Raw genomic sequence first — 22,367 nt, forward strand, 5'->3', positions numbered from 1 at the left:
TGCGGGTCCTCCTCGCATGGAAAAAGCCCCGGCGGGGCCGGGGCGGTACAGAGATTGTCGGCGCTCTGCGCGCGGCAAGGCCGGCGCAGCGGCCCGTCTTGCATCCACTCAGAAGCGGAAGTTCGCGGACACGCGCACGGAGCGCGGCGTGCCCGGGAAATAGCGGTAGCCGCTCTTGTTGATGGCGCCCACGTATTCCTTGTCGAACAGGTTGTAGAAGTTCAGCTGGATGTCGGCGTTCTTGTTGATGCGGTAGCTGGCCATGGCATCGAAGACCCAGTAGGCATCGGTGAAGTTGGGCGTGCCCACGGCGCCGTCGGTGCCACGCTTGAGTCCGCCCGAGTAGCGCGCCCCGCCAGCCAGCGTCAGGCCGAACGGGAACTGGTAGCTGGTCCACAGCGAGAAGGCGTTCTTGGGCGTGTAGGTCAGGCCGCTGGAGCCGTCCTGCGCCACGGTGGCACCCGTGTCCACCTTGGTGTTCTGGATGGTGTAGCCCGCCGTAACGCCCCAGGCCGGGCTGATCTGGCCCGTGGCGCCCAGCTCCAGACCCTGCACGATCTTCTTGCCGGTCTGTCCCACGGTGCCGTCAGGGTTGGTGACGATCTCGTTGGTGATCTCGGTGCGGAACAGCGCGCCTGTCAGCAGCAGGCGCTTGTCCATCAGCTCCCACTTGGTTCCCAGCTCGGCGGTCTTGGCCTTTTGCGGGTCCATGTTGGGATTGTTGGCGTTGTTGGCGGCCGTGGACAGCGTGAAGTTGGCACCGCCCGGTGGCTGCTGCGACAGGGCGTAGTTCACGTACACGCTGCCATTGGGCGCGGGCTTGTAGAGGCCGCCGATCTTCCAGCTCAGCAGGGTGTCGGAGGCCTCCAGGCCCACGGCGCTGGGCAGCACGGTGCCTGCAGGATTGCTGCCGCAGGCCGGGCCGCTGCGGCCGCCGCAGACGGCGCGTGCGTCGTACTGCGTCTTGTAGCGGTCCAGGCGCAGGCCGGCGTTGGCCTGCCATTGCTCATTGAACTTGAGCGTGTCGAAGGCGTACAGCGCGAAGGTGTCGGTCGAGCCTTTGCTGTCGGCGCCGTTGCGCGACCAGTTCAGGCCGGAGCTGGGCACCTGCGGGTCATAGAGATTGGCATCGGGCCAGGCGCCTGTGGTGCCCGTGCCGTAGTTGCTCTGCTTCTCGCGCGTGATCTCCACCCCGGTGCTCAGCTCGTGCCGCACGCTGCCTGTCGCCAGCTTGGTCGTCAGGTTGGTCTGGTTGGTGACGATGTCGTTGACCTGGTTCTTGAAGGTCGGCAGGCTGCGCGCCACGGTCCAGTTGGCGGGGTTGCTGCTGTTGTTGGCGGACAGCGTCATGAAGGCCGTGAGCAGGTAGTCCTGCTTGGTGCGACCCCAGCGCGTGGTGTTGCGCAGCGTGGTGTCGGGCGTGAAGTCGTGTTCCACGCGCAGCGTGACCATGTCGGCCGTCACATCGTCGTGGTCGGCGCTGGTGCCGTAGAAGCGGCTGGGGTCCACGGGGCGGCCCGCGTTCAGGCGCGCGTCGGTGTTGCTGTAGCCGGGCAGGCCGATGGTGGGCACGCCGCCGTCCGGCACATTGCTTTGCTTGACGTGCAGCACGTTCAGGTAGGTGCGCGTGTCGGTGTTCAGTCCGAAGGCGAACGACGGCGCGATGCCCCAGCGGTCGTTGGCCACGCGGTCGCGGCCGGCGACGCCGGCGTCCTGCACCATGGCGTTGAGCCGGAAGGCCGCGCCGCCCATGCCGGTCAGGCTCTTGTTCCAGTCCACGGTGGAGCGCTTGTAGCTGCCCGAGCCCGCACCCAGCGAGGCGCCGAAGCTGTCGGTCAGGCTGGGCTGCTTGGTGACCATGTTGATGGCACCGGTGGGGGCACTGCGGCCGTAGTCGGTGCTGGCCGGGCCCTTGGTGACTTCCACCTGCTCGGTGTTGAACACGTCGCGCGAGATGGAGCCCACGTCGCGCACGCCATCCACATAGATGCTGTTGGAGGTGTCGAAGCCGCGCATGTAGATGGCATCGCCCGTGCTGGTGTTGCCGTTCTCGCCCGCGTAGAAGGTGCCTGCGCCGGGCACGTTGCGCAGCGCCTCGGTCAGCGTGGTGGCGCCTTGTTCCTGCAGCACCTGCTCCTTGATGACGGAGATGGTCTGCGTGGTGTCCACCAGCGGCTGGGTGAACTTGGGAGAGGAGACCTGCGCGGGCTCATAGCCGGTGCTGCGTGCGCCTTCTACGGTCACTTCCTTGAGGCTGGGCGCGGTCTTGGCACTGGGCGGCTGCGTCTGGGCCAGGGCTGGCATGCCCAGCGTGGCCAGGGCGGCGGCTGCCGCGATGATGCCGGCCGACGGCGAGCAGCCAGCGCTGTCGTGTTTGCGGCTTTTGATATACGAGTTGGAGTTCGCCATGGTTGAACGGAAATCGGAATGGGCAGTGAACATGCTGGCTTGCTGGCCGGCGTTGCGCGGGCGGCTGGAGAGCTGTCTCGGCGTTCCGGTGCTGGCTGGATCAGGCTGTTTTGCCTGGAGTGGGAATGGTAATGATTCTTAATAAAAATATAAGAATAATCTGATAGCCGGATGGATGGCCGTTGCCACCTGGCAACAGCCCTGTATCAGAACTTCAGCGTGGCGACCAGCCTGGCCGAGCGTGCCGCGCCCGGGATGTAGCGCGCGCCGTTGTTGTTCAGGCTGGCGTTGTAGACGTTCAGCTGCAGGCTCAGGTTCTTGCTGAGCTCCCAGGCCATGAAGGCCTACAGCGCAAGGGTCTTGGTGTGGCCTTCGTTGATCTGGCCGGTATAGCGGATGTCCTGGCCCGTGATCGCGTCGCTGACGCCGGGATCGTAGAGATTGGCGGGCGCCAGGGCGCCTGCGCCCGTACTCGGAACCCGAGGCGCCCTTGACGATCTCGATGTCCTCGATGTTGAAGGTGTTGCGCACCGGGCTGCCCAGGTTGCGCACGCCGTCGATGAAGATGCTGTCCGTGGTGCCGCAGCCGCGCAGTGCTTGCGGCCGGTGATGTGATTGGCGTGGTTTGCGTCTATCGCAGATCGGTTTCGTTCAGGCGTTGTAAACCCATTCGCCCTCGCGCTGCGCCGCGCCCGATTGCACCAGCGCATCCACCAGCGTGCGGCTCCAGTGCTCGGCGGTCTCGTGGCTGAAATAGCCTGCATGCAGCATGCCGAAGTAGGGCGTGGCGGCCAGCCAGGCCAGCAGATCGGTGGTGCGTATGCGCTGCCAGTCCAGCAGCCGGTACTTGAGCAGCACCTTGGCCGCGTAGAGCGCGTGGCGTTCGGGTGCGCGCACAAAGCCGTCCAGGCGGCGGCGCGCCGTGTCCAGCGCGGCAGCCACGCCCGTGAAAACGCCGCCGTGGCCGGGGACGATGGTGAGCGGTGCCAGGCCTTCGATCACGTCGAGCGTGGCGGCCACCTCGTCGAAGGCGCTCAGGCCCTCGATCTCGGGGAAGACCACGCCGAAGCCGTTTTCCCAGAGCGCGTCGGCCGAGATCAGGGTGCGGCTGGCCGGCTCGAACAGGATGATGGAGTGCGGATCGTGCCCGGGCGCGGCATGGATCTGCCAGTCGCGCCCCGACAGCCGCACGCTGGTGCCGGGCTGCAGCACGCCGGTCAGCGCAAATTGCGGGCATTCCTGGCCGGTGGGCGTGTAGCTCAGTGCAGCAGGATTCCAGTCGCGCACGAAGGCGGCCTGGCCCGGTGCGGCATAGGTCCGGGCCTGCGGCCAGTGCGCCTGCAAGGCAGCATTGCCGCCGCAGTGATCGCTGTGCAGATGGGTGTTGAGGATGCGTGCCAGCGGTTGGCCGGCCAGCGTCTGCTCGACCAGCAGCACGGTCTGCCCGGCATGGCTGACGTAGCCGGTATCGACCACGGCAGCGCCGTCGTCCTGCGGGTCGTCCACAGGGACATCGGTATCGGCGGCGAAGACGATGTTGTTGGCCGACAGCCAGCCGCGCTCCAGCACGGTCATGCCGGGGGGCAGCGCGGCGCTGTCGCTGGTTGGGGCGGAGGTTGTCATGAGGAGGTGGGCGGCTTTTGCCCGAGGCTAACAGCCGCAGGCAGCCACGGCTGACGCGTGGGCTACAGCTGCGGCCGTGCGGGTTTCAGGCGGGATCGCGCAGGGCGCGCCTGAGGATCTTGCCGACGTTGGTCTTGGGCAGTTCGTCGCGGAACTCCACCGTGCGCGGGCGCTTGTAGCCGGTGAGCTGGTCATGGCAAAAGCGCATCACCTGGTCCTCGGTCAGTGCCGGGTCGCTGCGCACCACGTAGACCTTGATGGCCTCGCCCTGGCGCTCGTCGGCCACGCCCACGGCTGCGCATTCGAGCACGCCGGGGCACATGGAGATCACGTTCTCCAGCTCGTTCGGATAGACGTTGAAGCCGCTGACCACCATCATGTCCTTCTTGCGGTCGATGATGCGGGTGAAGCCCTCCTGGTCCATCACGCCGATGTCGCCGGTGCGCATGTAGCCGTCGGCCGTGAAGGCCTTGGCGGTTTCGTCCGGCTGGTTGTAGTAGCCGCGCATGACGTTGGGGCCCTTGATGCACAGCTCGCCGGCCTCTCCCATGGGCAGGTCGCGGCCTTCGTCGTCCTTGATGGCGATGGAGATGCCCGGCAGCGGCAGGCCGATGGTGCCGCTGAAGGAGGTGGTGATGACGGGGTTGTTGGTGCCGATGGCGCAGGTCTCGCTCATGCCCCAGCCTTCGATCATCACGCTGCCCGTGACCTGCTGCCACTGGCGCGCCGTGCCCTCGCTGGCGGCCATGCCCCCGGCCTGCGACACGCGCAGTTGCGAGAAGTCCAGCTCGCGGAACTGGGCGTTGTTGAGCAGGGCGTTGAACAGGGTGTTGACGGCCGGCAGGATGTGGAAGGGCCGTTTTTGCAGCACCTTGACGAACTTGGGGATGTCGCGCGGATTGGGGATCAGGCTCAGGCTGGCGCCCATGCGCATGGCAAACAGGCTCACCGTGAGCGCGAAGATGTGGTACAGCGGCAGCGCCGCGATGATGTGCGTGTCCTGGGCCTTCACGCGGCCATGCAGCGCGGGCGTGAACCAGGCATGGGCCTGCAGCGTGGCGGCCACGATGCAGCGGTGGGTGAGCACGGCGCCCTTGGACAGGCCCGTGGTGCCGCCCGTGTACTGGAGAAAGGCCACCGAATCCAGCCCCGCCTGGCTGGGCCGCAGCTCTTTCTGGGCGCCGCGCGCCAGCGCCTGGGAAAAGGTCGTGACCTCGCGCACCGTGCCGCCCGCGCCGTCCAGCGGCAGGCTGTAGGCCGGCACCATCTTGGCCAGGTGGCGCACGGCGAAGGTGATCCAGCTGCCGTACATGCCGCCCAGCAGATCGCCCATGGCCGTGACGCAGACATGGCGTATGGCGCTGCGCTCGATCACGTCGGCCAGGGTGTGGGCGAAGTTCTCCAGGATGATGATGGCCGTGGCGCCCGAGTCCTTGAGCTGGTGCTCCAGCTCGCGCGGGGTGTACAGCGGATTGACGTTGACGCAGGTGTAGCCGGCGCGCAGCACGGCCGCCATGCTCACGGCGAACTGCGGCACATTGGGCAGCATGATGGCCACGCGCGCATCGGGCTCCAGGCCCAGCCCCTGCAGCCAGGCGCCCAGGCGGGTGGACAGCTGGTCCAGCTCGCGGTAGCTCATCCAGCGGTCCATGCAGACCGAAAAGGGCAGGTCCGCATGCTGGGTGAAGGCCTCCTCCAGCAGGTGTGTGAGCGAGCGGTATTGCTCGGGATGCACCTCGTGAGGCACATCGGCGGGATAGTTCTTGAGCCAGGGCGCAGCGTCCATGCAGGGTACCTTGGGTTGCTGGGAAGACAGGGGGACAGCGAAGTTGCAGGCGCCGGTCGGCCGGCCACCGCTGCGGCCGATTCTGGTCAGGCGGGTGCTTTGCGGTCTACACGGGGTTGTCCTAGGGCCTGTGCTACGTTGGCTTCTTTTTTCATTGGGGACGGGCTGCCGTGAACGCACGCATTCTGCAAATGGTGGCGCTGGGCACGCTGGCGGGCGCCGCGGTCTGGCTGGCATGGTGGTGGCCGCGTTCACCCGGGCTGGCGCTGGCGGGGGCGCTGCTGGGCCTGTGCTGGCCGGGCCTGCACTTGGGCCTGCAGATGCTGCTGATGCGCCGCGTGGTGCGCAAGGCGGGCGCGCCCGTGCCGTCATGGCGCACGGTGGCGGCGGCCTGGCTGGCCGAGTGGCGGTTGGCCGTGCAGGTGTTTGGCTGGCGGCTGCCGTTTCGCGCCCGTGCCCAGGCCGATGGCTGGCCTGACGGCGGCACCACCGGCCAAGTGGGTGCGATGGGCCAGGTGGGCGTGGTGCTGGTCCACGGGTTCTTCTGCAACCGCGCGGTCTGGGCGCCCTGGCTGCGGCGGCTCAAGGACGGCGGCATTGCCTGCGCTGCCATGACGCTGGAGCCGGCGCATGGCGCATCCATCGACGCCATGGTGGCCGACCTTGATGCCTGTGCGCGCCGCATGGCCCAGGCCACGGGGCGCGCTCCGCTGATCGTGGCGCACAGCATGGGTGGCCTGGTGGTGCGGGCCTGGCTGGGGCAACTGTCGGCGCAGGAGCGCCCGCAACTGGCGGCCCATGTGGTGACGCTGGCTACCCCGCACCGTGGCACCTGGATGGCGCGCTTCGCCCATGGCCTGCCGGCGCTGCAGATGCGCACGGACAGCGCCTGGCTGCAGCGCCTGGGGCCGCCGCCCTCGGACGTGCCCTTCAGCTGCTGGTGGAGCTGCTGCGACAACATCGTCTTTCCATTCCCCGTGGCCACGCTGCCAGGGCAGGATGCGCACCGCCTGGACGATGTGGCCCACGTGCAGCTGGTGTTCGACGAGCGCGTCTGGCGCTTTTGCCTGGCGCTGCGCGAGCGGCTTCAGGCTGCAGATTCCTGCAGCGCCGATTCCTACAGAGCGACCTCGCCCGGCAGCAGCGCATCTGCCGCGATGGTGGGCTGATCGCGCAGCTGGCGGTACAGCGGCCCGAAATCGGCGGCCGTGAGGTCGAACAGCTGCTGCAGGTCGTCGATCACGAAGTAGGTGTGCTGGTAGCTGTCGATCTTGTAGAGCGTGCGCATGGCGCGCTCCAGCGATAGCGGCAGGCGCTGTGGCTCGGGGCTGCGCACCGAGTAGTTGAGTTCGCCCGATGAACTGAGAATGCCCGCGCCATAGGCACGCAGGCCGCCCTGCTCGCGGATCAGGCCGAACTCGATGGTGTACCAGTACAGGCGCGACAGCATCTCGCAGGCGCCCAGCTCGGCCGCCTTGAGCCCGCCCTGGCCGTAGGCCTGGATGTAGTCCGCGATGACGGGGTTGAACAGCAGCGGCACATGGCCGAAGAGGTCGTGGAAGACATCGGGCTCGACGATGTACTCGAACTCCTCGGGCTTGCGGATCCAGTCCGTGACCGGGAATTTGCGGTTGGCCAGCAGCGAGAAGAAGGGCACCTCGGGAATCAGCCCGGGCACGCCGACGATCTCCCAGCCCGTGGCACGGCGCAGGCGCTCGTTGACTTCCTCGAAGCGCGGAATGCGGTCCTTGGCGCCCAGCGAGGGCAGGGCGTCGATGAAGTGCTGGCTTGCCAGGCCCGGCAGCAGGGCGGACTGGCGCTCGTACAGGCGCCGGTAGGTGTCGTGGTCGGCCTCGGTGTAGGCGTCGTAGTCCTGCGCGCAGGTGTAGTCGTCGCTGGCGCGGCTGTAGTCGCCGCGCGGGGGGCGGTCGGCCTGGCCGTAGACCACGGGTGCCACACCGGGGGCGTGGGCGGGGGCGTGGGACGAGGTGGGGGTCGCTGCGGTGCTCATCATGGTGCTCTCCAAGGATCTTGTCATTGCCGCCCCGGGCCGGGGGCAGGCAAGGCACCTGCGCGGCTCAGAGCTGGCGGATTCGGGCGGCCTGTACCAGCAGGCCGTATTTGCTGTGCTCGGAGCGCACAAAGCGCGCGAACTCCTGCAGTTGCAGCTCTTCGGGCAGCACGCCCATGGCGGACAGGGTGTCCTGCACCGGGCGGCTGCGCATGGCCTGCGAGAACGCGGCGGCATGGCGCTGCGCCTGTTCCGCGGGCCAGCTGGCCGGCGCAAACAGGCCGAACCAGTTGGCCATGTTGAAGCCCTGCACCGTGTCGTTGAGGCTGGGCACCTCGGGCAGCAGGGGCGCGCGCTCCAGCGTGGTCACGGCCAGGGCCTGCAGCCGCCCTGCGCGGATATGCGGCAGCGAAGACGCCAGGCTGTCGAACAGCAGGTCGGCCGAGCCGTCGAGCAGGGCCGACAGTGCCGGCTGCGTGCCGCCGAAGGGCAGGTGCAGCAGCGGCAGCCGCGTGAGCATCTGGTACATCTCGCCCGACAGGTGGCCGCTGCTGCCCGGCCCGCCCGAGGCATAGCGCAGCGGCTGGCGGTGCTTGGCAAGAAAGCGCTGCAGGTCCAGCGGCGTGCGTATGCGCCACTGGCGTGCCAGATCGCTGCGCATGACCAGCACATTGGGCATGCGCGCCACCAGCACCAGCGGCTGGAAGTCGCGCAGCGGGTCGTAGCCCAGCTGGGGCTGCAGCCAGGGCAGCACGGCATGGGTGGCGGCCGCGCCCATCAGCAGCAAGCGGTCCTGGGAGGTGGCCTGGGCGACCATGTTGGAGCCCTTGGCGCCGCCGTCGCCCGGCACATAGAGGATCTGGATGGCTCCCAGCTTCGCGGTGCTGGCCTCGACCAGCGGCCGTGCCGTGCGGTCCAGCGGGCCGCCGGCCGCATAGGGAACGATCAGGGTCAGGGAGTCGGACTTCGCATCGCGCGTCTGGGCGGCGGAGGGCTGCTGGGCCTGCGCCGCCGCAGGCAGCCAGGGCAGGGCGGCCAGTGCTGCCAGCAGGCTGCGCCGCGCCAACCGGGCCGACGGCTGCGGGCCGGCTGGCGCAGGCGCTCGGGCATGGCGTGACATGGCGCGGTTGGCGTCGTGGCGGGGCGTCATGGCGTGAAGCGAAATGGAGGCGATCCCCGCAGTATAGGCAGCGTGGGCAGGCCGGAAGGCGTGGACGATGCATGTCCCGTTGGCGCTTGACTGTTTGCGCGCAGGCCTGGGCGGCAGCCTGGTTCAGCGGGGCATTCATGGGGATCTCCGGCCAGTTCAGTGCAGGACAGTCGGACGGGCGCCATGGCCGGCGCCTGCGTCTTCTCGATCGGTGCTGTCACTGTAGGCGGGAGGGGCTTCAGCTTTTTGCCGTTTGCCCGTGGAGGGAAAATGCGAAATGCATGAAAATTGCGGAATTCTTTCGTTTATCGCAATTTAACTGGTTAATTCGGGTTAACCCTGAAGAAATCCGTACTTATTCACGAGTCCACCGCCATGAGCGCCACGCACAACATCGACAAACTGGATCGGGCCATTTTGCGCCGCCTGCAGGCCAACGGCCGGGAAACCTATGACGTCATCGGGGAGCAGGTCGGCCTGTCTCCCAGCGCCGTGCTGCGCCGGGTCAAGCGCCTGGAAGACGGCGGTGTGATCGATCGCTACGTGGCCCTGGTCCAGCCCGAGACGGTGGGCCTGGGGCTGACCGCCTATCTCAACGTGCGCCTGGAAAAGTACACCGAGACCAGCAAGCGCAACCCCATGGACGTGTTCCGCGCCAGCGTGCAGACTTGGCCCGAGGTGGTGGAGTGCGTGTCACTGACCGGCGAAATGGACTACCTGATGCGCGTGGTCGTGGCCGATATGCAGCACTACACGCGCTTCGTCATGGACACCTTGCTCAAGCACCCCAGCGTGCAGGACTGCAAGACCAGCTTCGTGATGGACCGGGTGAAGGTGACCACGGCGGTGCCTCTGTAGCCACGAAGGCTCGGACAGGGGCCTGGCCGTCGAGAGGTGCAGGGAGGGAAAATTGGTTTGCATGCCAAAACCTTACGGTTTTGTTGCATTGCAATATCTCCGTTGCTCGACATCGGGTTTTTACCTATATTTGAGCCATGAATGCATCCAAAGACTGGTTGAAGGCGTCCTGGCAGGCCGGCCGGGACATGTTGCGTGCGAGCGCAGGCCAGCCGCACCGTCCCGATGGGCGCTCCGCGTCCATGGTGCCCATTCGTTCGCTGGGCCCGTCCCACCGCGAGCGCGTGGTGGCGCATTTGCTCAAGCTCGATGAAGGCGACCGCTACCTGCGCTTCGGCTATGCCGCCAGCGACGAGCAGGTCCGCCGCTATGCCATGCAGCTCGACTTCGAGCGCGATGACATCTTCGGCATCTACAACCGCCGTCTCGAACTGATCGCCATGGCGCACCTGGCCTTTGCCTCGCATCCCGAGCACAAGAGCTGCGCCGAATTCGGCGTCTCCGTGCTCAAGCAGGCACGTGGCCGTGGCTATGGCGGGCGCCTGTTCAACCGCGCCGTGATCCATGCACGCACCAAGGGCGTGTCCATGATGTTCATCCACGCGCTGTCGGAGAACACGGCCATGCTCAGGATTGCGCGCAAGGCCGGCGCCACCATCAAGCGCGATGGCTCCGAATCCGAGGCCTACCTGCAACTGCCGCCCGCCGGCATCGACACGCACATGGCGTCTCTGATGACCGAGCACATCGGCGAGGTGGACTACCAGTTCAAGAAGCAGGCCAAGCAGTTCTGGGATTTCCTGGCCGACGTGCAGGAAATCCGCCGTGGCGTGCAGGATGGCCGCCACCAGGCCGGCGAATAAGCGCAAAACGCCGCAAGGGAATTGGCGCAGCGCATGCAGGGGTGACGGAGCAATCCGCTATCCTTGCAGCTTGTTTCACTACCGCACGTCCTGCACTCCAAGACAGTGTCCGACCCCCATCCTGCGCGCTCTTCCGAGAAGGAAAGCAAGCGAAGCTTCCTGCAAAAGGTGGCCGAGTTCATTCACCCGGCCCCCGACTCTCCCGACGAGCTGATCGAGACCCTGGCCGACGCCGAGGACAATCAGGTCATCGGCCCCGAGTCGCGCGTCATGCTCGAACGCGTGATCCGCATGGCCGACATGACGGCCGGCGACGTCATGGTTGCAGCCCCTCGCATGGACCTGGTCAACATCGACGCGCCGTTCGATGAATTGCTGCACCAGGTCATCACCACGGCCCATTCGCGCTTCCCGGTCTACCAGGGCGAGCGCGAGAACATCATCGGCATCCTGCTGGCCAAGGACCTGCTCAAGCTGCAGCGTTCGCCGGACCTGAACATCCGCGCCCTGCTGCGCCCCGCCGCCTTCGTGCCGGAGAGCAAGGGCCTGAACGATCTGCTGCGTGAATTCCGGGGCAACCGCAACCACCTTGCCGTGGTCATCGACGAGTTCGGCCGCGTAGCGGGTCTTGTGACCATCGAGGACGTGCTGGAGGAAATCGTCGGCGAGATCGAGGACGAGTTCGACATTCCCGAGGACGAGGGCGACATCTTCGCCCTGGCCGACAACAGTTACCGCGTGGCGGGCGACACCACCATCGAGCATGTGAACGAGACCTTCGAGGTCGCCCTGCATGCCCGCGATCCCGACGATGAGTTCGACACCATCGGCGGCCTGATCGCCCACGAAATGGGCCATGTGCCCAAGCGCGGCGAGCAGATCCATCTGGCGGGCCTGGAATTCACCGTGCTGCACACCAAGGGCGGCGCCGTGCGCTGGTTCAAGGTGGTGCGCGATCCCGCCGCCGACAGCCTGCTGCGCAGCTGAGGCTGCGCCTGAACCTGCCCTTGGCTGGACCTCTCTCACCCGAGACCTACCTCTTTTTGCGCACAACCGGCCGATGCCCCTGTCCAGTTCTTCCGCTTTCTCGCAAGACGGCCGGCGCATGGGCCGGTTCGCCCATGGCGTGCTGCTGCTTGTGGCCGGTGCAGCGCAGGCCCTGTCGCTGGCCTGGCCCTGGGCGCGCGGGCAAGGCGACGGGCCGCTGAGCCTCATCGGCGGCTATGGCCGCCCGCTGTGGTGGCTGCAGATTCTGTCGCTGGCCGTGCTGGCGCGCGCCCTGCAGACGGCGCAGCGTCCGGTCCAGGCGGCAGGGCGTGCCATGCTGTTCGCCACGGCCTGGCTGGTGGCCACCTTCTGGTGGCTGTTCATCTCCATGCATGTCTATGGCGGCCTGCCTGCGCCGCTGGCCGTTGCCGCCGTGCTGGCGCTTGCGGCGTTTCTGGGCAGCTACTACGCGGTGGCCGCCTGGGGTTGGCAAAGGCTGCGCCCTGCTGGTGCGGCGGGTGGCGCGCTGCTGTTTTCCGCCGTCTGGCTGCTGGCCGAGCTGGCGCGTGGCTGGCTGTGGACCGGCTTTCCCTGGGGCGCGGGCGGTTATGCCCATGTGGAAGGCCCCTTGTCCGTGCTGCCGCGCTGGATTGGCATCTATGGCACGGGCGCCGTGGCGGCCTGGCTGGCATATGGGCTGGCTGCCTTGCTGGACAGACAGCGTCTCCGGCCCGTCCGCCTGGTGGTCACTGCAGCGGCACTGGTCCTGGCCTGGGGCGGGCTGTGGTGGCTTCGCGATGCCGCCATCAATGCACCGTCGGCCGAACGGCCGGCGCTGAGCGTGGCCTTGCTGCAGGGCAATATCCCGCAGGATGAGAAATTCGAGGCCGGCAGCGGCATTCCGCTGGCGCTGGGCTGGTACGGGCGCGAGCTGCGCTCGGCCACCGCGCAACTGGTCGTGGCGCCTGAGACGGCCGTACCCCTGCTGCCCCAGCAACTGCCCGAGGAATACCTGGACCTGCTGCGCGAACCGTATCTGAAGAAGGACGGCCGGCAGGCAGCGCTGCTGGGCATTCCCCTGGGGTCGGAAGAGGCCGGCTACACGAACTCGGTCGTGGGCTGGCAGCCCGGCCAGATCCAGGACTACCAATACGACAAGCACCATCTGGTGCCCTTTGGCGAGTTCATCCCGCCGCTGTTCCGCTGGTTCACGCAAATGATGAACATACCGCTGGGCGACTTCAACCGCGGCGCGCTGGGCCAGCCCTCCATGGCCTGGGCCGGCGAGCGTCTGTCGCCCAACATCTGTTACGAGGATTTGTTTGGCGAGGAGCTGGGTGCGCATTTCGGCAACGCGGCGACGGCGCCGACGGTGCTGGTGAATTTCAGCAACATCGGATGGTTTGGCGACAGCGTGGCCATCGACCAGCATCTGGCCATCAGCCGCATGCGCGCGCTGGAATTCGAGCGCCCCATGCTGCGCGCCACCAACACCGGCGCCACGGTTGCCATCGACCACCGGGGTGTGGTCACGCAGGCGCTGGTGCCTTACGAGCGCGCCGTGCTGCAGGCGAGCGTGCAGGGGCGTGAGGCCTTGACGCCATTCGCGCGCTGGGTGCACGCGGCAGGTCTGGTGCCGCTGTGCCTGGCTGCCTTGGCGGTGCTGGCGGTGGCGTGGATCAGGCGCCGCAAGCGGCCGGTCCAGGGGCTGTAGCCAAGGCCCGCGACCTGGGTCGGCGTGGCTTTTGTGGCAGAGTTTTGATGCGGCCTCGGGGTTTTGTTGCAGTCTGGCAACGTTCAACCCCGATAATGCGCGGCTGCATGGTCCGCTGCGGGCCGCACCCATTCAGAGATAGAGGTGGCGTCAGTGCCGCCGTGGAGCAAGTTAGACAATGGCCGATTCTTTTTCGTATGAGCAACTGATCGCTTCGGGCGAAGGCAAGCTGTTTTCCGCAGACAGCGGACGTCTTCCCCTGCCTCCCATGTTGATGTTCGACCGCATCACGCACATCGACACCGATGGTGGCGCCCACGGCCTGGGCAAGATCGTCGCCGAACTCGACATCAAGCCTGATCTCTGGTTCTTCGACTGCCATTTTCGGGGCGATCCCGTCATGCCCGGCTGCCTGGGCCTGGACGCCATGTGGCAGTTGATCGGCTTTTACCTGACCTGGCTGCGCCTTCCTGGCCGTGGCCGCGCCCTGGGCGCCGGCGAGGTCAAGTTCACGGGCGAAGTGGGTCCTGACGTCAAGCTGGTGACCTACGAAATCAACATCAAGCGCGTGATCAAGCGCAAGCTCAACATGGCCATCGGCGATGCACGCCTGCTGGCCGATGGCAAGGAAATCTACGTGGCCAATGACCTGCGCGTGGGTCTGTTCCTGCGCGAGGGTGAAGGCCAGGGAACGGCAGCATGACCAAACGTCGCGTAGTCATCACCGGCGCGGGCATTGTCTCGTGCATCGGCAACGACCTCGATACCGTGGAGACCTCGCTGCGCGAGGGCCGCACGGGCATCAAGGCCATGCCGAAGTTCACCGAACTGGGCATGCGCAGCCAGGTGGCCGGTGTGCCGGAGATCGACGTCGAGGCACGGATCGATCGCAAGCAGCTGCGCTTCATGGGCGATGCCGCTGCCTATGCGCAGATCGCGCTGGAAGATGCCATCGCCCAGGCCGGCCTGGCTCCCGAGCAAGTCAGCCATCCGCGCACGGGCCTGATCATGGGCTCGGGCGGCGGCTCGCCGGCCAACCAGATCGAGGCGGCTGACACATTGCGCGAGAAGGGCATTCGCCGCGTCGGTCCCTACCAGGTCACGCGCTGCATGAGCTCCACGGTGTCTGCCTGCCTGGCGACCAATTTCAAGGTCAAGGGCATCAACTACTCCATCACCTCGGCCTGCTCCACCTCGGCGCACTGCATCGGTGCTGCGGCACAGCAGATTGCCTGGGGCATGCAGGACGTGATGTTTGCCGGTGGCGGCGAAGAGCTGTCCTGGGGCATGGCCCTGCTGTTCGACGGCATGGGTGCCATGTCCAGCAAGCACAACGACCAGCCCGAAAAGGCTTCGCGCGCCTATGACGCCAACCGCGACGGTTTCGTGATCGCAGGCGGCGGCGGTGCCGTGGTGCTGGAAAGCCTGGAGCACGCCCAGGCCCGGGGTGCGAACATCCTGGCCGAAGTCGTGGGTTTTGGCGCCACCAGCGATGGCGAGGACATGGTCGCGCCCTCGGGCGACGGCGCCATCGCCTGCATGCAGCAGGCCCTTGAAGGCATCGACGGCGGTGTGGACTACATCAACACCCACGGCACCTCCACGCCTGTGGGCGACATGCAGGAAGTGCGCGCCATGCGCGCGCTGTTCGGCGACCAGGTGCCGCCGTTCTCCTCCACCAAGTCGCTGACCGGCCACTCGCTGGGCGCGACCGGCGTGCAGGAAGCCATCTACTGCATGATCATGATGAACAAGGGCTTCATCGCAGGCTCGGTCAACGTGGACACGCCCGATCCGGCACTGGGCGACATGCCCCTGGTCACCCGCACGCGCGATGCCCAGTTGAACACCGTGCTGTCCAACAGCTTCGGCTTTGGCGGCACGAACGCCTCGCTGGTGCTGCGCCGCTGGCAGGGCCAGTGAACACGCCCTGGTGTGTAAAAGGCGTGTCCTGAAGGAAAAAGCCCGCCTCCTGCGGGCTTTTTTACTGGTGAGCGCCGACAATGCCCAGGTCGCGCGGGAGGCTGCACCCCATGCTGCTGCCGGATCCCCGCCCCAAGAACAATGAAATTTTGCAAGGTTGAACCATGATTCTTGTCACAGGCGGCGCTGGCTTCATCGGCGCCAATTTCGTGCTGGACTGGCTGGCTGCCGGCGATGAGCCGGTGCTCAACGTGGACAAGCTCACCTACGCCGGCAACCTCAAAAGCCTGGAGAGCCTGCAAGGCGATGCGCGCCATGTCTTCGTGCAGGCCGACATCGGCGACGGCCAGACCCTGGCCCGACTGCTGGCCGAGCACAGGCCGCGCGCCGTGGTCAACTTCGCGGCCGAGAGCCATGTGGACCGCTCCATCCATGGCCCCGAGGACTTCATCCAGACCAACGTGGTCGGCACCTTCCGCCTGCTCGAAGCCGTGCGTGGCTACTGGAGCGCGCTGGATGCCGAGGCCAAGGCGGCTTTCCGCTTCCTGCATGTCTCCACGGACGAGGTCTATGGCAGCCTGGCGCCTGCGGCACCGGCCTTCACCGAAGACCACCTCTACGAGCCCAACAGCCCGTACTCGGCCAGCAAGGCCGCCAGCGACCACCTGGTGCGCGCCTGGCATCACACCTACGGCCTGCCCGTGCTGACGACCAACTGCAGCAACAACTACGGCCCGCTGCACTTCCCCGAGAAGCTGATCCCGCTGATGATCGTCAACGCCCTGGCCGGCAAGCCGCTGCCCATCTATGGCGACGGCATGCAGGTGCGCGACTGGCTCTATGTGCGCGACCACTGCAGCGCCATCCGCCGCGTGCTGGAGGCCGGCAGGCTGGGCGACACCTACAACGTGGGCGGCTGGAACGAGAAGCCCAACGTCGAGATCGTGAACACGGTCTGCGCGCTGCTCGACGAGCTGCGCCCCAAGGCCGATGGCACCAGCTACAGCGCACAGATCACCTATGTGAAGGACCGGCCCGGCCATGATCGGCGCTATGCCATCGACGCGCGCAAGCTCGAGCGCGAACTGGGCTGGAAACCTGCCGAGACCTTCGAGACCGGCATCCGCAAGACCGTGCAGTGGTACCTGGACAACCCCGAATGGGTGGCTGATGTGCAGTCCGGCGCCTACCGCGAATGGGTCAGCCGCCAGTACACCGACGGAGACGGCGCATGAAGCTGCTGCTGCTGGGCCGCAATGGCCAGGTGGGCTGGGAGCTGCAGCGCAGCCTGGCTCCACTGGGCGAACTGATTGCGCTGGACCGCCAGGGCGACGCCGGTGGCCAGGGCCTGTGCGGCGATCTCTCGCGCCTCGATGAGCTTGCACGCACCGTGCGCGCTCTGCGTCCCGATGTCATCGTCAATGCCGCGGCCCACACGGCCGTGGACAAGGCCGAAAGCGAGCCTGACCAGGCGCGGCTGCTCAACGCGCTGGCACCCCAGGTGCTGGCCCGCGAGGCGGCGCAGACCGGTGCGCTGCTGGTGCACTACAGCACGGACTACGTCTTCGACGGCAGCGGCAGCGCCGCGCGCACGGAGACCGAGGCCACGGCGCCGCTGTCCGTCTATGGCAGCAGCAAGCTCGAAGGCGAGCAGCTGATCCAGGCTTCGGGCTGCCGCCACCTGATCTTTCGCACCAGCTGGGTCTATGCGGCGCGCGGCGGCAACTTCGCCAAGACCATGCTGCGCCTGGCCCAGGAGCGCGAGGCGCTGAGCGTGATCGACGACCAATGGGGCGCACCGACGGGCGCGGACCTCATCGCCGACGTCACGGCCCATGCCATTCGCCAGCTGCAGCGCCAACCCGGCGACCAGGGCCTGTATCACCTGGTGGCCGGTGGCGAGACCACCTGGCACGCCTATGCCAGCCACGTGATCGCCCGCACCCGCGAACTCGCGCCCGACCGGCCCTGGAAGGTGCAGCGCATAGCTGCCGTGCCCACCAGCGCCTTTCCCACCCCGGCGCAGCGTCCGCACAATTCCCGGCTGAACACCGAGCGGCTGCAGCAGACCTTCGGCCTGCGCCTGCCCCACTGGCAGGCCGGCGTGGACCGCATGCTGCAGGAAATCATCTGAGCGCGGTCTCGCGACTCAGCACGAACGACAGGACCCACCCCATGAACGCGCAACGCAAAGGCATCATCCTCGCTGGCGGCTCCGGCACCCGCCTGCACCCGGCCACGCTGGCCATCAGCAAGCAACTGCTGCCGGTCTACGACAAGCCGATGATCTACTACCCGCTGAGCGCCCTCATGCTCGCGGGCATCCGCGAAATCCTCGTGATCAGCACCCCGCAGGACACGCCGCGCTTCGAGCAGTTGCTGGGCGACGGCTCGCAGTGGGGCCTGAAGCTGGAGTACGCCGTCCAGCCCAGCCCGGATGGCCTGGCCCAGGCCTTTTTGATCGCCGAAGACTTCCTGGCCGGCGCCCCCAGCGCCCTGGTGCTGGGTGACAACATCTACTACGGACACGATTTCCCCCGCCTGCTCGAACGCGCTGACGCGCGCAGCGAAGGCGCCACGGTGTTTGCCTACCATGTGCAGGACCCGGAACGCTATGGCGTGGCCGAGTTCGATGCCCACGGCCGGGTCCTTTCCCTGGAGGAAAAGCCCAAGCAGCCCAGGAGCAACTACGCGGTCACGGGCCTGTATTTCTACGACAACCAGGTCGTTGAGCTGGCCAAGTCCATCAAGCCCTCGGCGCGCGGCGAGCTGGAAATCACCGACCTCAACCGCCTGTACCTGGACAAGGGCCAGCTCAATGTGGAGCTCATGGGCCGTGGCTATGCCTGGCTGGACACGGGCACGCACGACAGCCTGCTGGAGGCAGGCCAGTTCATCGCCACGCTGCAGCAGCGCCAGGGCCTGAAGGTGTCATGCCCCGAGGAGATCGCCTTCCGCCAGGGCTGGATAGATCGCGCCCAGCTCGAGACGCTGGGCCAGGCCTTGGCCAAGAATGGCTACGGCCAGTACCTGCTGCAGATCCTCAAGGAAAAGGTGCACGCATGAAGGCAACACCCCTGGCCATCCCCGAGGTGATGCTGATCGAGCCCAAGGTGTTTGGCGACGATCGCGGCTTCTTCCTCGAAAGCTTCAACCAGCAGGCCTTCAACCAGGCCACGGGAACGGACCACCAGTTCGTGCAGGACAACCACAGCCGCAGCAAGAAAGGCGTGTTGCGCGGCCTGCACTACCAGCTGCCGCCCCATGCCCAGGGCAAGCTCGTGCGCGTGGTGCGCGGCGCCGTGTTCGACGTGGCCGTGGACATCCGCAAGGGCTCGCCGACCTTCGGCCAGTGGGTGGGCGCCGAGCTGACGGAAGACAACCACCGCCAGCTGTGGGTGCCCCCAGGCTTTGCCCACGGCTTCGTGGTGCTCAGCGACAGCGCCGACTTCCTCTACAAGGCCACGGCCTTCTACGCGCCCCAGGCCGATCGCGGCATTGCCTGGGACGATCCGGCCATCGGTGTGCAGTGGCCGCAGCTCGATGTGGAGATGTCGCTGTCGGACAAGGATCTCAAGCAGCCGCTGCTGGCGGATGCCGAGCTGGCCTGAGCCGGTTCACATCTGGTCCGGCAGCACCCCGCCCGGCACGGCCTCTTGCAGAAAGCCGGCGATCAGCCGGGCCTGGCGGCGTTCGCGCAGGCAGTACAGGTATTCGGGCAGGCGCGGCACGGGGCCTGCGAAGGGCAGGACGACGATGTCGGGGTGGGCCGAGGCTTCATGCCGGGCGAAGACGCTGATGCCCATGTCGCGGATCACGGCCTCGCGGATGGCTTCGCGGCTGGCGATTTCCATGATGTGGCGCGGTGCCAGGCCGGCGGCGGCCAGCATTTGTTCGGTGAGCTGGCGCGTCATGGAGCCGCGCTCGCGCAGGATCAGCGTGTCGTGCACCAGATCGGACGCCTGCACCATGGTGCGCTGCGCCAGCCGGTGGCTGCAGTGCACCAGCAGGGCCAACGGGTCCTGGCCCAGCTCCACGCGCAGCAGGCGCGGATCGCTCTCCAGGTGCGATGAGGTCGCCAGGTCCACCTGGTAGTCCACCAGCGCCTGCACCATCTGGCGCGAGTTGCCGCCCACGATGGCCACTTCCACCCGCTCGAAGCGCCGCTGGTAGCGCTTGACGATGTCCAGCACGTAGTAGGGCGCCGTCGCGCCTATCCGCAGCTGGCCCTGGCTGGCATCGCCCGAATGGCGCAGCGCCGACTCCAGCTGGATGGTCTGCAGCAGCAATTGCTCGACCTGGGGCAGCAGGCGCAAGCCGGCATCGGTGATGGACAGCCGTCCGCCCTGGCGATGGAACAGCTCCACGCCGTAGTGCTCTTCCAGCGCGCGGATCTGGGTGGTCACGGTGGGCTGGCTCAGTGCGAGCTGGCGCGCGGCTTGCGTGATGCTGCCAAGGCGGGCGACCCAGAAAAAGGACTTGAGCTGCGTGACGAACATGGCGGGGTTGGAGGCAGGGGGGCGGCTCCATATTTCACCATGTCGCCGCAGCCTGAAGGCCTGCGGTGGCCGGGTATGTCCCGGGAAAAAACTCCTGCGCTCAAAGGCACACTTCTTGCATACCAGTTTGCGTGCCAGTTTGTGTGCCAGCTGATCATGGGTTTCGGCTGGTCTTGTGTCAGTGATTACTCGTGGTCAAGGAGCGCATCAATGGACATCCGCAACCCCTCGCCAGGTCTCTACAACGAAGACTTGGCGCCCACCAGGGACCGCCGCTGGGGCGCCTTCAGCATCTTCAACGTCTGGACTTCGGACGTGCACAGCCTCTGGGGCTACTACCTGGCGGCCAGCCTGTTTCTGCTGTGCGGCAGCTTCGTCAATTTTCTGATCGCCATCGGCATCAGTTCCCTGGTCATCTTTTTTCTGATGAACCTGGTGGGCTATGCGGGCGAGAAGACCGGCGTGCCCTATCCGGTGCTGGCGCGTGCCTCGTTCGGGGTTTGGGGTGCGAATCTGGCGGCGCTGGTGCGCGCCGTCGTGGCCTGCTTCTGGTATGGCGCGCAGACGGCGGCCGCCTCGGGCGCCATGGTGGCGCTGATGGTGCGCAATGACGCCCTGCTGTCCTTCCACCAGACCACGCACTGGCTGGGCCATTCGGGGCTGGAGGTGATCTGCTACGTGGTCATCTGGGCCTTGCAGCTGCTGATCATCCAAAGGGGCATGGAGACCGTGCGGCGATTCCAGGACTGGGCCGGGCCTGCCGTGTGGATCGCCATGCTGGTGCTGGCCATCGGCCTGTGCGTGAAGGCCGGCGGCTTCAGCTTCGACCACGGCATTCCCATGGACGTGCTGCTGGACAAGACCAAGGATGCGGGGGTGAGCGGCGCGCCGGGCAGCTTCTGGGCGCTGATGGCCGTGGGCGCGACCTGGATCACCTACTTTGCGGCGCTGTACCTGAACTTCTGCGACTTCTCGCGCTATGCGAAGAACAAGGAAGCGGTCGCCAAGGGCAACCTCTGGGGCCTGCCCGTGAATCTGATCGCTTTCTCGCTGGTGGCCGGCATCACCACGATTGCGGCCTTCAAGGTCTATGGCGAGGTGCTGCTGCATCCCGAGCAGATCTCGGCCAAGTTCGACAGCTGGGTGCTGGCCCTGCTGGCCGCCGTCACCTTTGCCGTGGCCACGCTGGGCATCAACGTGGTGGCCAACTTCGTCTCGGCGGCCTTCGATATTTCCAACGTGTTTCCCAAGCGCATCGACTTCAAGCGCGGCGGATACATCGCCGCACTGATCGCCCTGGCTCTCTACCCCTTTGCACCATGGGAGGGCGGCGCTGCCCACTTCGTGAACGCCATCGGCGCCACCATGGGGCCGCTGCTGGGCATCATCCTGGTGGACTACTACCTGGTGGCCAAGGGCAACATCAACGTGGCCGCGCTGTATGACGAACATGGCGAATACCGCTACGAGGGCGGCTGGAACGTCAACGCGCTCATCGCCACCGGCATCGGCAGCGTGTTCTCCACCATCCTGCCCAACTTCACCAGCCTGCTGCCGGTCTGGTGGGGCACCTACGGCTGGTTCTTCGGCGTGCTGATCGGCGGCAGCGTGTACTGGGTGATGGCCACGCTGCGCCCGCGCCGCATTCCGGCCGCGGCCTGAGGAAGCCGCCATGTCCGAGCCGCAGGATGCGCCGGCCACCGGGCCGGCCTTGATTGCCGAGCGCGTCATGCGCTCCATCGTCGAGCGCAAGCTGCGCCCTGGCGAACGCCTGGGCGAAAAGGAACTGGCCGAGGTCTTCGGCGTGAGCCGCACCATGGTGCGCGAGGCGCTGATGCAGCTGCAGGCGCGCGGCTTCGTCGAGGTGCGCTCGCGCCAGGGCTGGTACGTGGTCGAGCCCTCGTTCGAGGAAGCCCAGGAAACCTATGCCGCGCGCCGCGTGCTGGAGTCCGGCATGCTGCGCGACGCGGGCCGGCCGCTGCAGGCGGCCATACGCACGCTGCGCGAGCATGTGGCACAGGAGCGCGGCGCCATCGCAGAGGCCGACAACGCCGGCCAGCGCAGCGTGCTGCTGGCCGACTTCCACGTCTGCCTGGCCGAGCAGATGGGCAACCGCTTTCTCACGGCCATGATGGCCGACCTCTCGGCGCGCACCACCCTGGTGTCTGCGCTGTACCAGTCGCAGACCGAGGCCCAGCACTCGAATGCCGACCACGAGGCCATCGTCGATGCGCTGGCGGCCGGCGATATGGCGCGCGCCGAGCAACTGATGCGCGAGCACATCGACGCGCTGGCCGCGCGGCTGGATGAGAACCTCGCCCACCGCGCGCGCCTGCAGGACCGGCTACTGGATGCGCTGCAGCCCCAGGCGGCCCAGGCAACGCGCACAGGCAGGGGCAAGCCGCGCGGCTGAAGAGACGGGGTGGGCGATGGGTGGGGCACCCAAATCCGCCAATACCCGCTTCGCCAAATTTCCGTTGTGTGACACGGGCGTTTCACCTGCGCTTCCTAAAGTGGGTGTCAGAGGTGGTGAACCTGCCACCT

The 22,367-nt window shown here is 66.9% G+C and carries 20 protein-coding genes; 13 read left to right on the top strand and 7 right to left on the bottom strand.

Going from position 1 to position 22,367, the window contains the following annotated elements; all coding sequences use genetic code 11:
• Window positions 1-108 precede the first annotated feature (108 nt).
• The 4 genes from BO996_RS06495 to BO996_RS06505 all read right to left on the bottom strand — a co-directional run bounded on the left by BO996_RS06495 (window position 109) and on the right by BO996_RS06505 (window position 5,818).
• On the bottom strand, window positions 109-2,409 hold the full coding sequence (locus BO996_RS06495) for a catecholate siderophore receptor Fiu (protein ID WP_071957041.1): 2,301 nt from the start codon (window positions 2,407-2,409) through the stop codon (window positions 109-111).
• Between the two features lie 206 nt (window positions 2,410-2,615).
• On the bottom strand, window positions 2,616-2,747 hold the full coding sequence (locus BO996_RS29930; RefSeq protein ID WP_269112180.1) for a hypothetical protein: 132 nt from the start codon (window positions 2,745-2,747) through the stop codon (window positions 2,616-2,618).
• Window positions 2,748-3,060: 313 nt separating this feature from the next.
• A complete protein-coding gene (locus tag BO996_RS06500) occupies window positions 3,061-4,032 on the bottom strand; it encodes an MBL fold metallo-hydrolase (RefSeq protein ID WP_071954312.1) in 972 nt (323 codons plus the stop codon).
• Window positions 4,033-4,117: 85 nt separating this feature from the next.
• Window positions 4,118-5,818 (bottom strand): AMP-binding protein, encoded by a 1,701-nt coding sequence (locus BO996_RS06505; protein ID WP_034390222.1) that lies wholly within the window; start codon window positions 5,816-5,818, stop codon window positions 4,118-4,120.
• A gap of 170 nt (window positions 5,819-5,988) precedes the next feature.
• On the opposite strand from BO996_RS06505, the gene BO996_RS06510 reads away from it, so the two are divergent.
• Window positions 5,989-6,987: an esterase/lipase family protein gene (locus BO996_RS06510; protein ID WP_071954313.1), complete on the top strand. Its 999-nt coding sequence runs from the start codon at window positions 5,989-5,991 to the stop codon at window positions 6,985-6,987.
• On the opposite strand, the gene phhA is transcribed toward BO996_RS06510, so the two are convergent.
• Together phhA and BO996_RS06520 are read right to left on the bottom strand one after the other, a co-directional pair.
• On the bottom strand, window positions 6,936-7,832 hold the full coding sequence (gene phhA, locus BO996_RS06515) for a phenylalanine 4-monooxygenase (RefSeq protein WP_071957042.1): 897 nt from the start codon (window positions 7,830-7,832) through the stop codon (window positions 6,936-6,938). The genes BO996_RS06510 and phhA overlap by 52 nt on opposite strands.
• A gap of 64 nt (window positions 7,833-7,896) precedes the next feature.
• Window positions 7,897-8,979: a Bug family tripartite tricarboxylate transporter substrate binding protein gene (locus tag BO996_RS06520; protein WP_083571122.1), complete on the bottom strand. Its 1,083-nt coding sequence runs from the start codon at window positions 8,977-8,979 to the stop codon at window positions 7,897-7,899.
• A 375-nt stretch (window positions 8,980-9,354) separates the two neighbouring features.
• Between BO996_RS06520 and BO996_RS06525 the strand changes: the two genes are divergently transcribed.
• The 10 genes from BO996_RS06525 to rfbC all read left to right on the top strand — a co-directional run bounded on the left by BO996_RS06525 (window position 9,355) and on the right by rfbC (window position 18,935).
• Window positions 9,355-9,837, top strand: coding sequence for an Lrp/AsnC family transcriptional regulator (locus tag BO996_RS06525; RefSeq protein WP_012203199.1), 483 nt, complete (start codon window positions 9,355-9,357; stop codon window positions 9,835-9,837).
• A gap of 137 nt (window positions 9,838-9,974) precedes the next feature.
• On the top strand, window positions 9,975-10,700 hold the full coding sequence (locus BO996_RS06530) for a GNAT family N-acetyltransferase (RefSeq protein WP_013804260.1): 726 nt from the start codon (window positions 9,975-9,977) through the stop codon (window positions 10,698-10,700).
• A 105-nt stretch (window positions 10,701-10,805) separates the two neighbouring features.
• Window positions 10,806-11,687 carry an HlyC/CorC family transporter gene (locus BO996_RS06535; RefSeq protein ID WP_013804259.1) on the top strand — a complete coding sequence of 294 codons (882 nt, stop codon included), beginning with the start codon at window positions 10,806-10,808 and terminating at the stop codon, window positions 11,685-11,687.
• Between the two features lie 73 nt (window positions 11,688-11,760).
• Window positions 11,761-13,401, top strand: coding sequence for an apolipoprotein N-acyltransferase (lnt, locus tag BO996_RS06540; protein WP_083571123.1), 1,641 nt, complete (start codon window positions 11,761-11,763; stop codon window positions 13,399-13,401).
• A gap of 178 nt (window positions 13,402-13,579) precedes the next feature.
• Window positions 13,580-14,104, top strand: a complete 525-nt coding sequence (gene fabA, locus BO996_RS06545; RefSeq protein ID WP_012203203.1) for a bifunctional 3-hydroxydecanoyl-ACP dehydratase/trans-2-decenoyl-ACP isomerase — start codon at window positions 13,580-13,582, stop codon at window positions 14,102-14,104.
• A complete protein-coding gene (gene fabB / locus BO996_RS06550) occupies window positions 14,101-15,324 on the top strand; it encodes a beta-ketoacyl-ACP synthase I (protein ID WP_071954316.1) in 1,224 nt (407 codons plus the stop codon). The genes fabA and fabB overlap by 4 nt, the downstream gene beginning before the upstream one ends.
• Window positions 15,325-15,488: 164 nt before the next feature.
• Window positions 15,489-16,559, top strand: a complete 1,071-nt coding sequence (gene rfbB / locus BO996_RS06555; RefSeq protein WP_071954317.1) for a dTDP-glucose 4,6-dehydratase — start codon at window positions 15,489-15,491, stop codon at window positions 16,557-16,559.
• Window positions 16,556-17,458, top strand: coding sequence for a dTDP-4-dehydrorhamnose reductase (rfbD, locus tag BO996_RS06560; protein WP_071954318.1), 903 nt, complete (start codon window positions 16,556-16,558; stop codon window positions 17,456-17,458). Before rfbB ends, rfbD begins: the two co-directional genes overlap by 4 nt.
• A gap of 41 nt (window positions 17,459-17,499) precedes the next feature.
• Window positions 17,500-18,390: a glucose-1-phosphate thymidylyltransferase RfbA gene (rfbA, locus tag BO996_RS06565; RefSeq protein WP_071954319.1), complete on the top strand. Its 891-nt coding sequence runs from the start codon at window positions 17,500-17,502 to the stop codon at window positions 18,388-18,390.
• Window positions 18,387-18,935 carry a dTDP-4-dehydrorhamnose 3,5-epimerase gene (gene rfbC, locus BO996_RS06570; RefSeq protein ID WP_065345362.1) on the top strand — a complete coding sequence of 183 codons (549 nt, stop codon included), beginning with the start codon at window positions 18,387-18,389 and terminating at the stop codon, window positions 18,933-18,935. The genes rfbA and rfbC overlap by 4 nt, the downstream gene beginning before the upstream one ends.
• 6 nt (window positions 18,936-18,941) lie before the next feature.
• Here the strand turns inward: rfbC and BO996_RS06575 are convergent, their stop codons facing one another.
• Complete coding sequence (locus BO996_RS06575; RefSeq protein WP_071954320.1) at window positions 18,942-19,823, bottom strand: LysR substrate-binding domain-containing protein; 882 nt, start codon at window positions 19,821-19,823, stop codon at window positions 18,942-18,944.
• Window positions 19,824-20,033: 210 nt separating this feature from the next.
• Here BO996_RS06575 and BO996_RS06580 point away from each other — a divergent pair, with 210 nt between their 5' ends.
• Window positions 20,034-21,485 carry an NCS1 family nucleobase:cation symporter-1 gene (locus tag BO996_RS06580; protein WP_071954321.1) on the top strand — a complete coding sequence of 484 codons (1,452 nt, stop codon included), beginning with the start codon at window positions 20,034-20,036 and terminating at the stop codon, window positions 21,483-21,485.
• Window positions 21,486-21,495: 10 nt separating this feature from the next.
• Window positions 21,496-22,236 (top strand): GntR family transcriptional regulator, encoded by a 741-nt coding sequence (locus BO996_RS06585; protein WP_071954322.1) that lies wholly within the window; start codon window positions 21,496-21,498, stop codon window positions 22,234-22,236.
• Window positions 22,237-22,367 lie beyond the last annotated feature (131 nt).

Source organism: Delftia sp. HK171, assembly GCF_001886655.1.
Lineage (GTDB): Bacteria > Pseudomonadota > Gammaproteobacteria > Burkholderiales > Burkholderiaceae_C > Comamonas > Comamonas acidovorans.

Bases quoted from the DNA above. Each gene is read 5' to 3' on its own strand.
- BO996_RS06495 (WP_071957041.1), bottom strand. From the start codon at position 2,409: ATGGCGAACTCCAACTCGTATATCAAAAGCCGCAAACACGACAGCGCT.
- BO996_RS29930 (WP_269112180.1), bottom strand. From the start codon at position 2,747: ATGGCCTGGGAGCTCAGCAAGAACCTGAGCCTGCAGCTGAACGTCTAC.
- BO996_RS06500 (WP_071954312.1), bottom strand. From the start codon at position 4,032: ATGACAACCTCCGCCCCAACCAGCGACAGCGCCGCGCTGCCCCCCGGC.
- BO996_RS06505 (WP_034390222.1), bottom strand. From the start codon at position 5,818: ATGGACGCTGCGCCCTGGCTCAAGAACTATCCCGCCGATGTGCCTCAC.
- phhA (WP_071957042.1), bottom strand. From the start codon at position 7,832: ATGATGAGCACCGCAGCGACCCCCACCTCGTCCCACGCCCCCGCCCAC.
- BO996_RS06520 (WP_083571122.1), bottom strand. From the start codon at position 8,979: ATGACGCCCCGCCACGACGCCAACCGCGCCATGTCACGCCATGCCCGA.
- BO996_RS06525 (WP_012203199.1), top strand. From the start codon at position 9,355: ATGAGCGCCACGCACAACATCGACAAACTGGATCGGGCCATTTTGCGC.
- BO996_RS06530 (WP_013804260.1), top strand. From the start codon at position 9,975: ATGAATGCATCCAAAGACTGGTTGAAGGCGTCCTGGCAGGCCGGCCGG.
- lnt (WP_083571123.1), top strand. From the start codon at position 11,761: ATGCCCCTGTCCAGTTCTTCCGCTTTCTCGCAAGACGGCCGGCGCATG.
- fabA (WP_012203203.1), top strand. From the start codon at position 13,580: ATGGCCGATTCTTTTTCGTATGAGCAACTGATCGCTTCGGGCGAAGGC.
- fabB (WP_071954316.1), top strand. From the start codon at position 14,101: ATGACCAAACGTCGCGTAGTCATCACCGGCGCGGGCATTGTCTCGTGC.
- rfbB (WP_071954317.1), top strand. From the start codon at position 15,489: ATGATTCTTGTCACAGGCGGCGCTGGCTTCATCGGCGCCAATTTCGTG.
- rfbD (WP_071954318.1), top strand. From the start codon at position 16,556: ATGAAGCTGCTGCTGCTGGGCCGCAATGGCCAGGTGGGCTGGGAGCTG.
- rfbA (WP_071954319.1), top strand. From the start codon at position 17,500: ATGAACGCGCAACGCAAAGGCATCATCCTCGCTGGCGGCTCCGGCACC.
- rfbC (WP_065345362.1), top strand. From the start codon at position 18,387: ATGAAGGCAACACCCCTGGCCATCCCCGAGGTGATGCTGATCGAGCCC.
- BO996_RS06575 (WP_071954320.1), bottom strand. From the start codon at position 19,823: ATGTTCGTCACGCAGCTCAAGTCCTTTTTCTGGGTCGCCCGCCTTGGC.
- BO996_RS06580 (WP_071954321.1), top strand. From the start codon at position 20,034: ATGGACATCCGCAACCCCTCGCCAGGTCTCTACAACGAAGACTTGGCG.
- BO996_RS06585 (WP_071954322.1), top strand. From the start codon at position 21,496: ATGTCCGAGCCGCAGGATGCGCCGGCCACCGGGCCGGCCTTGATTGCC.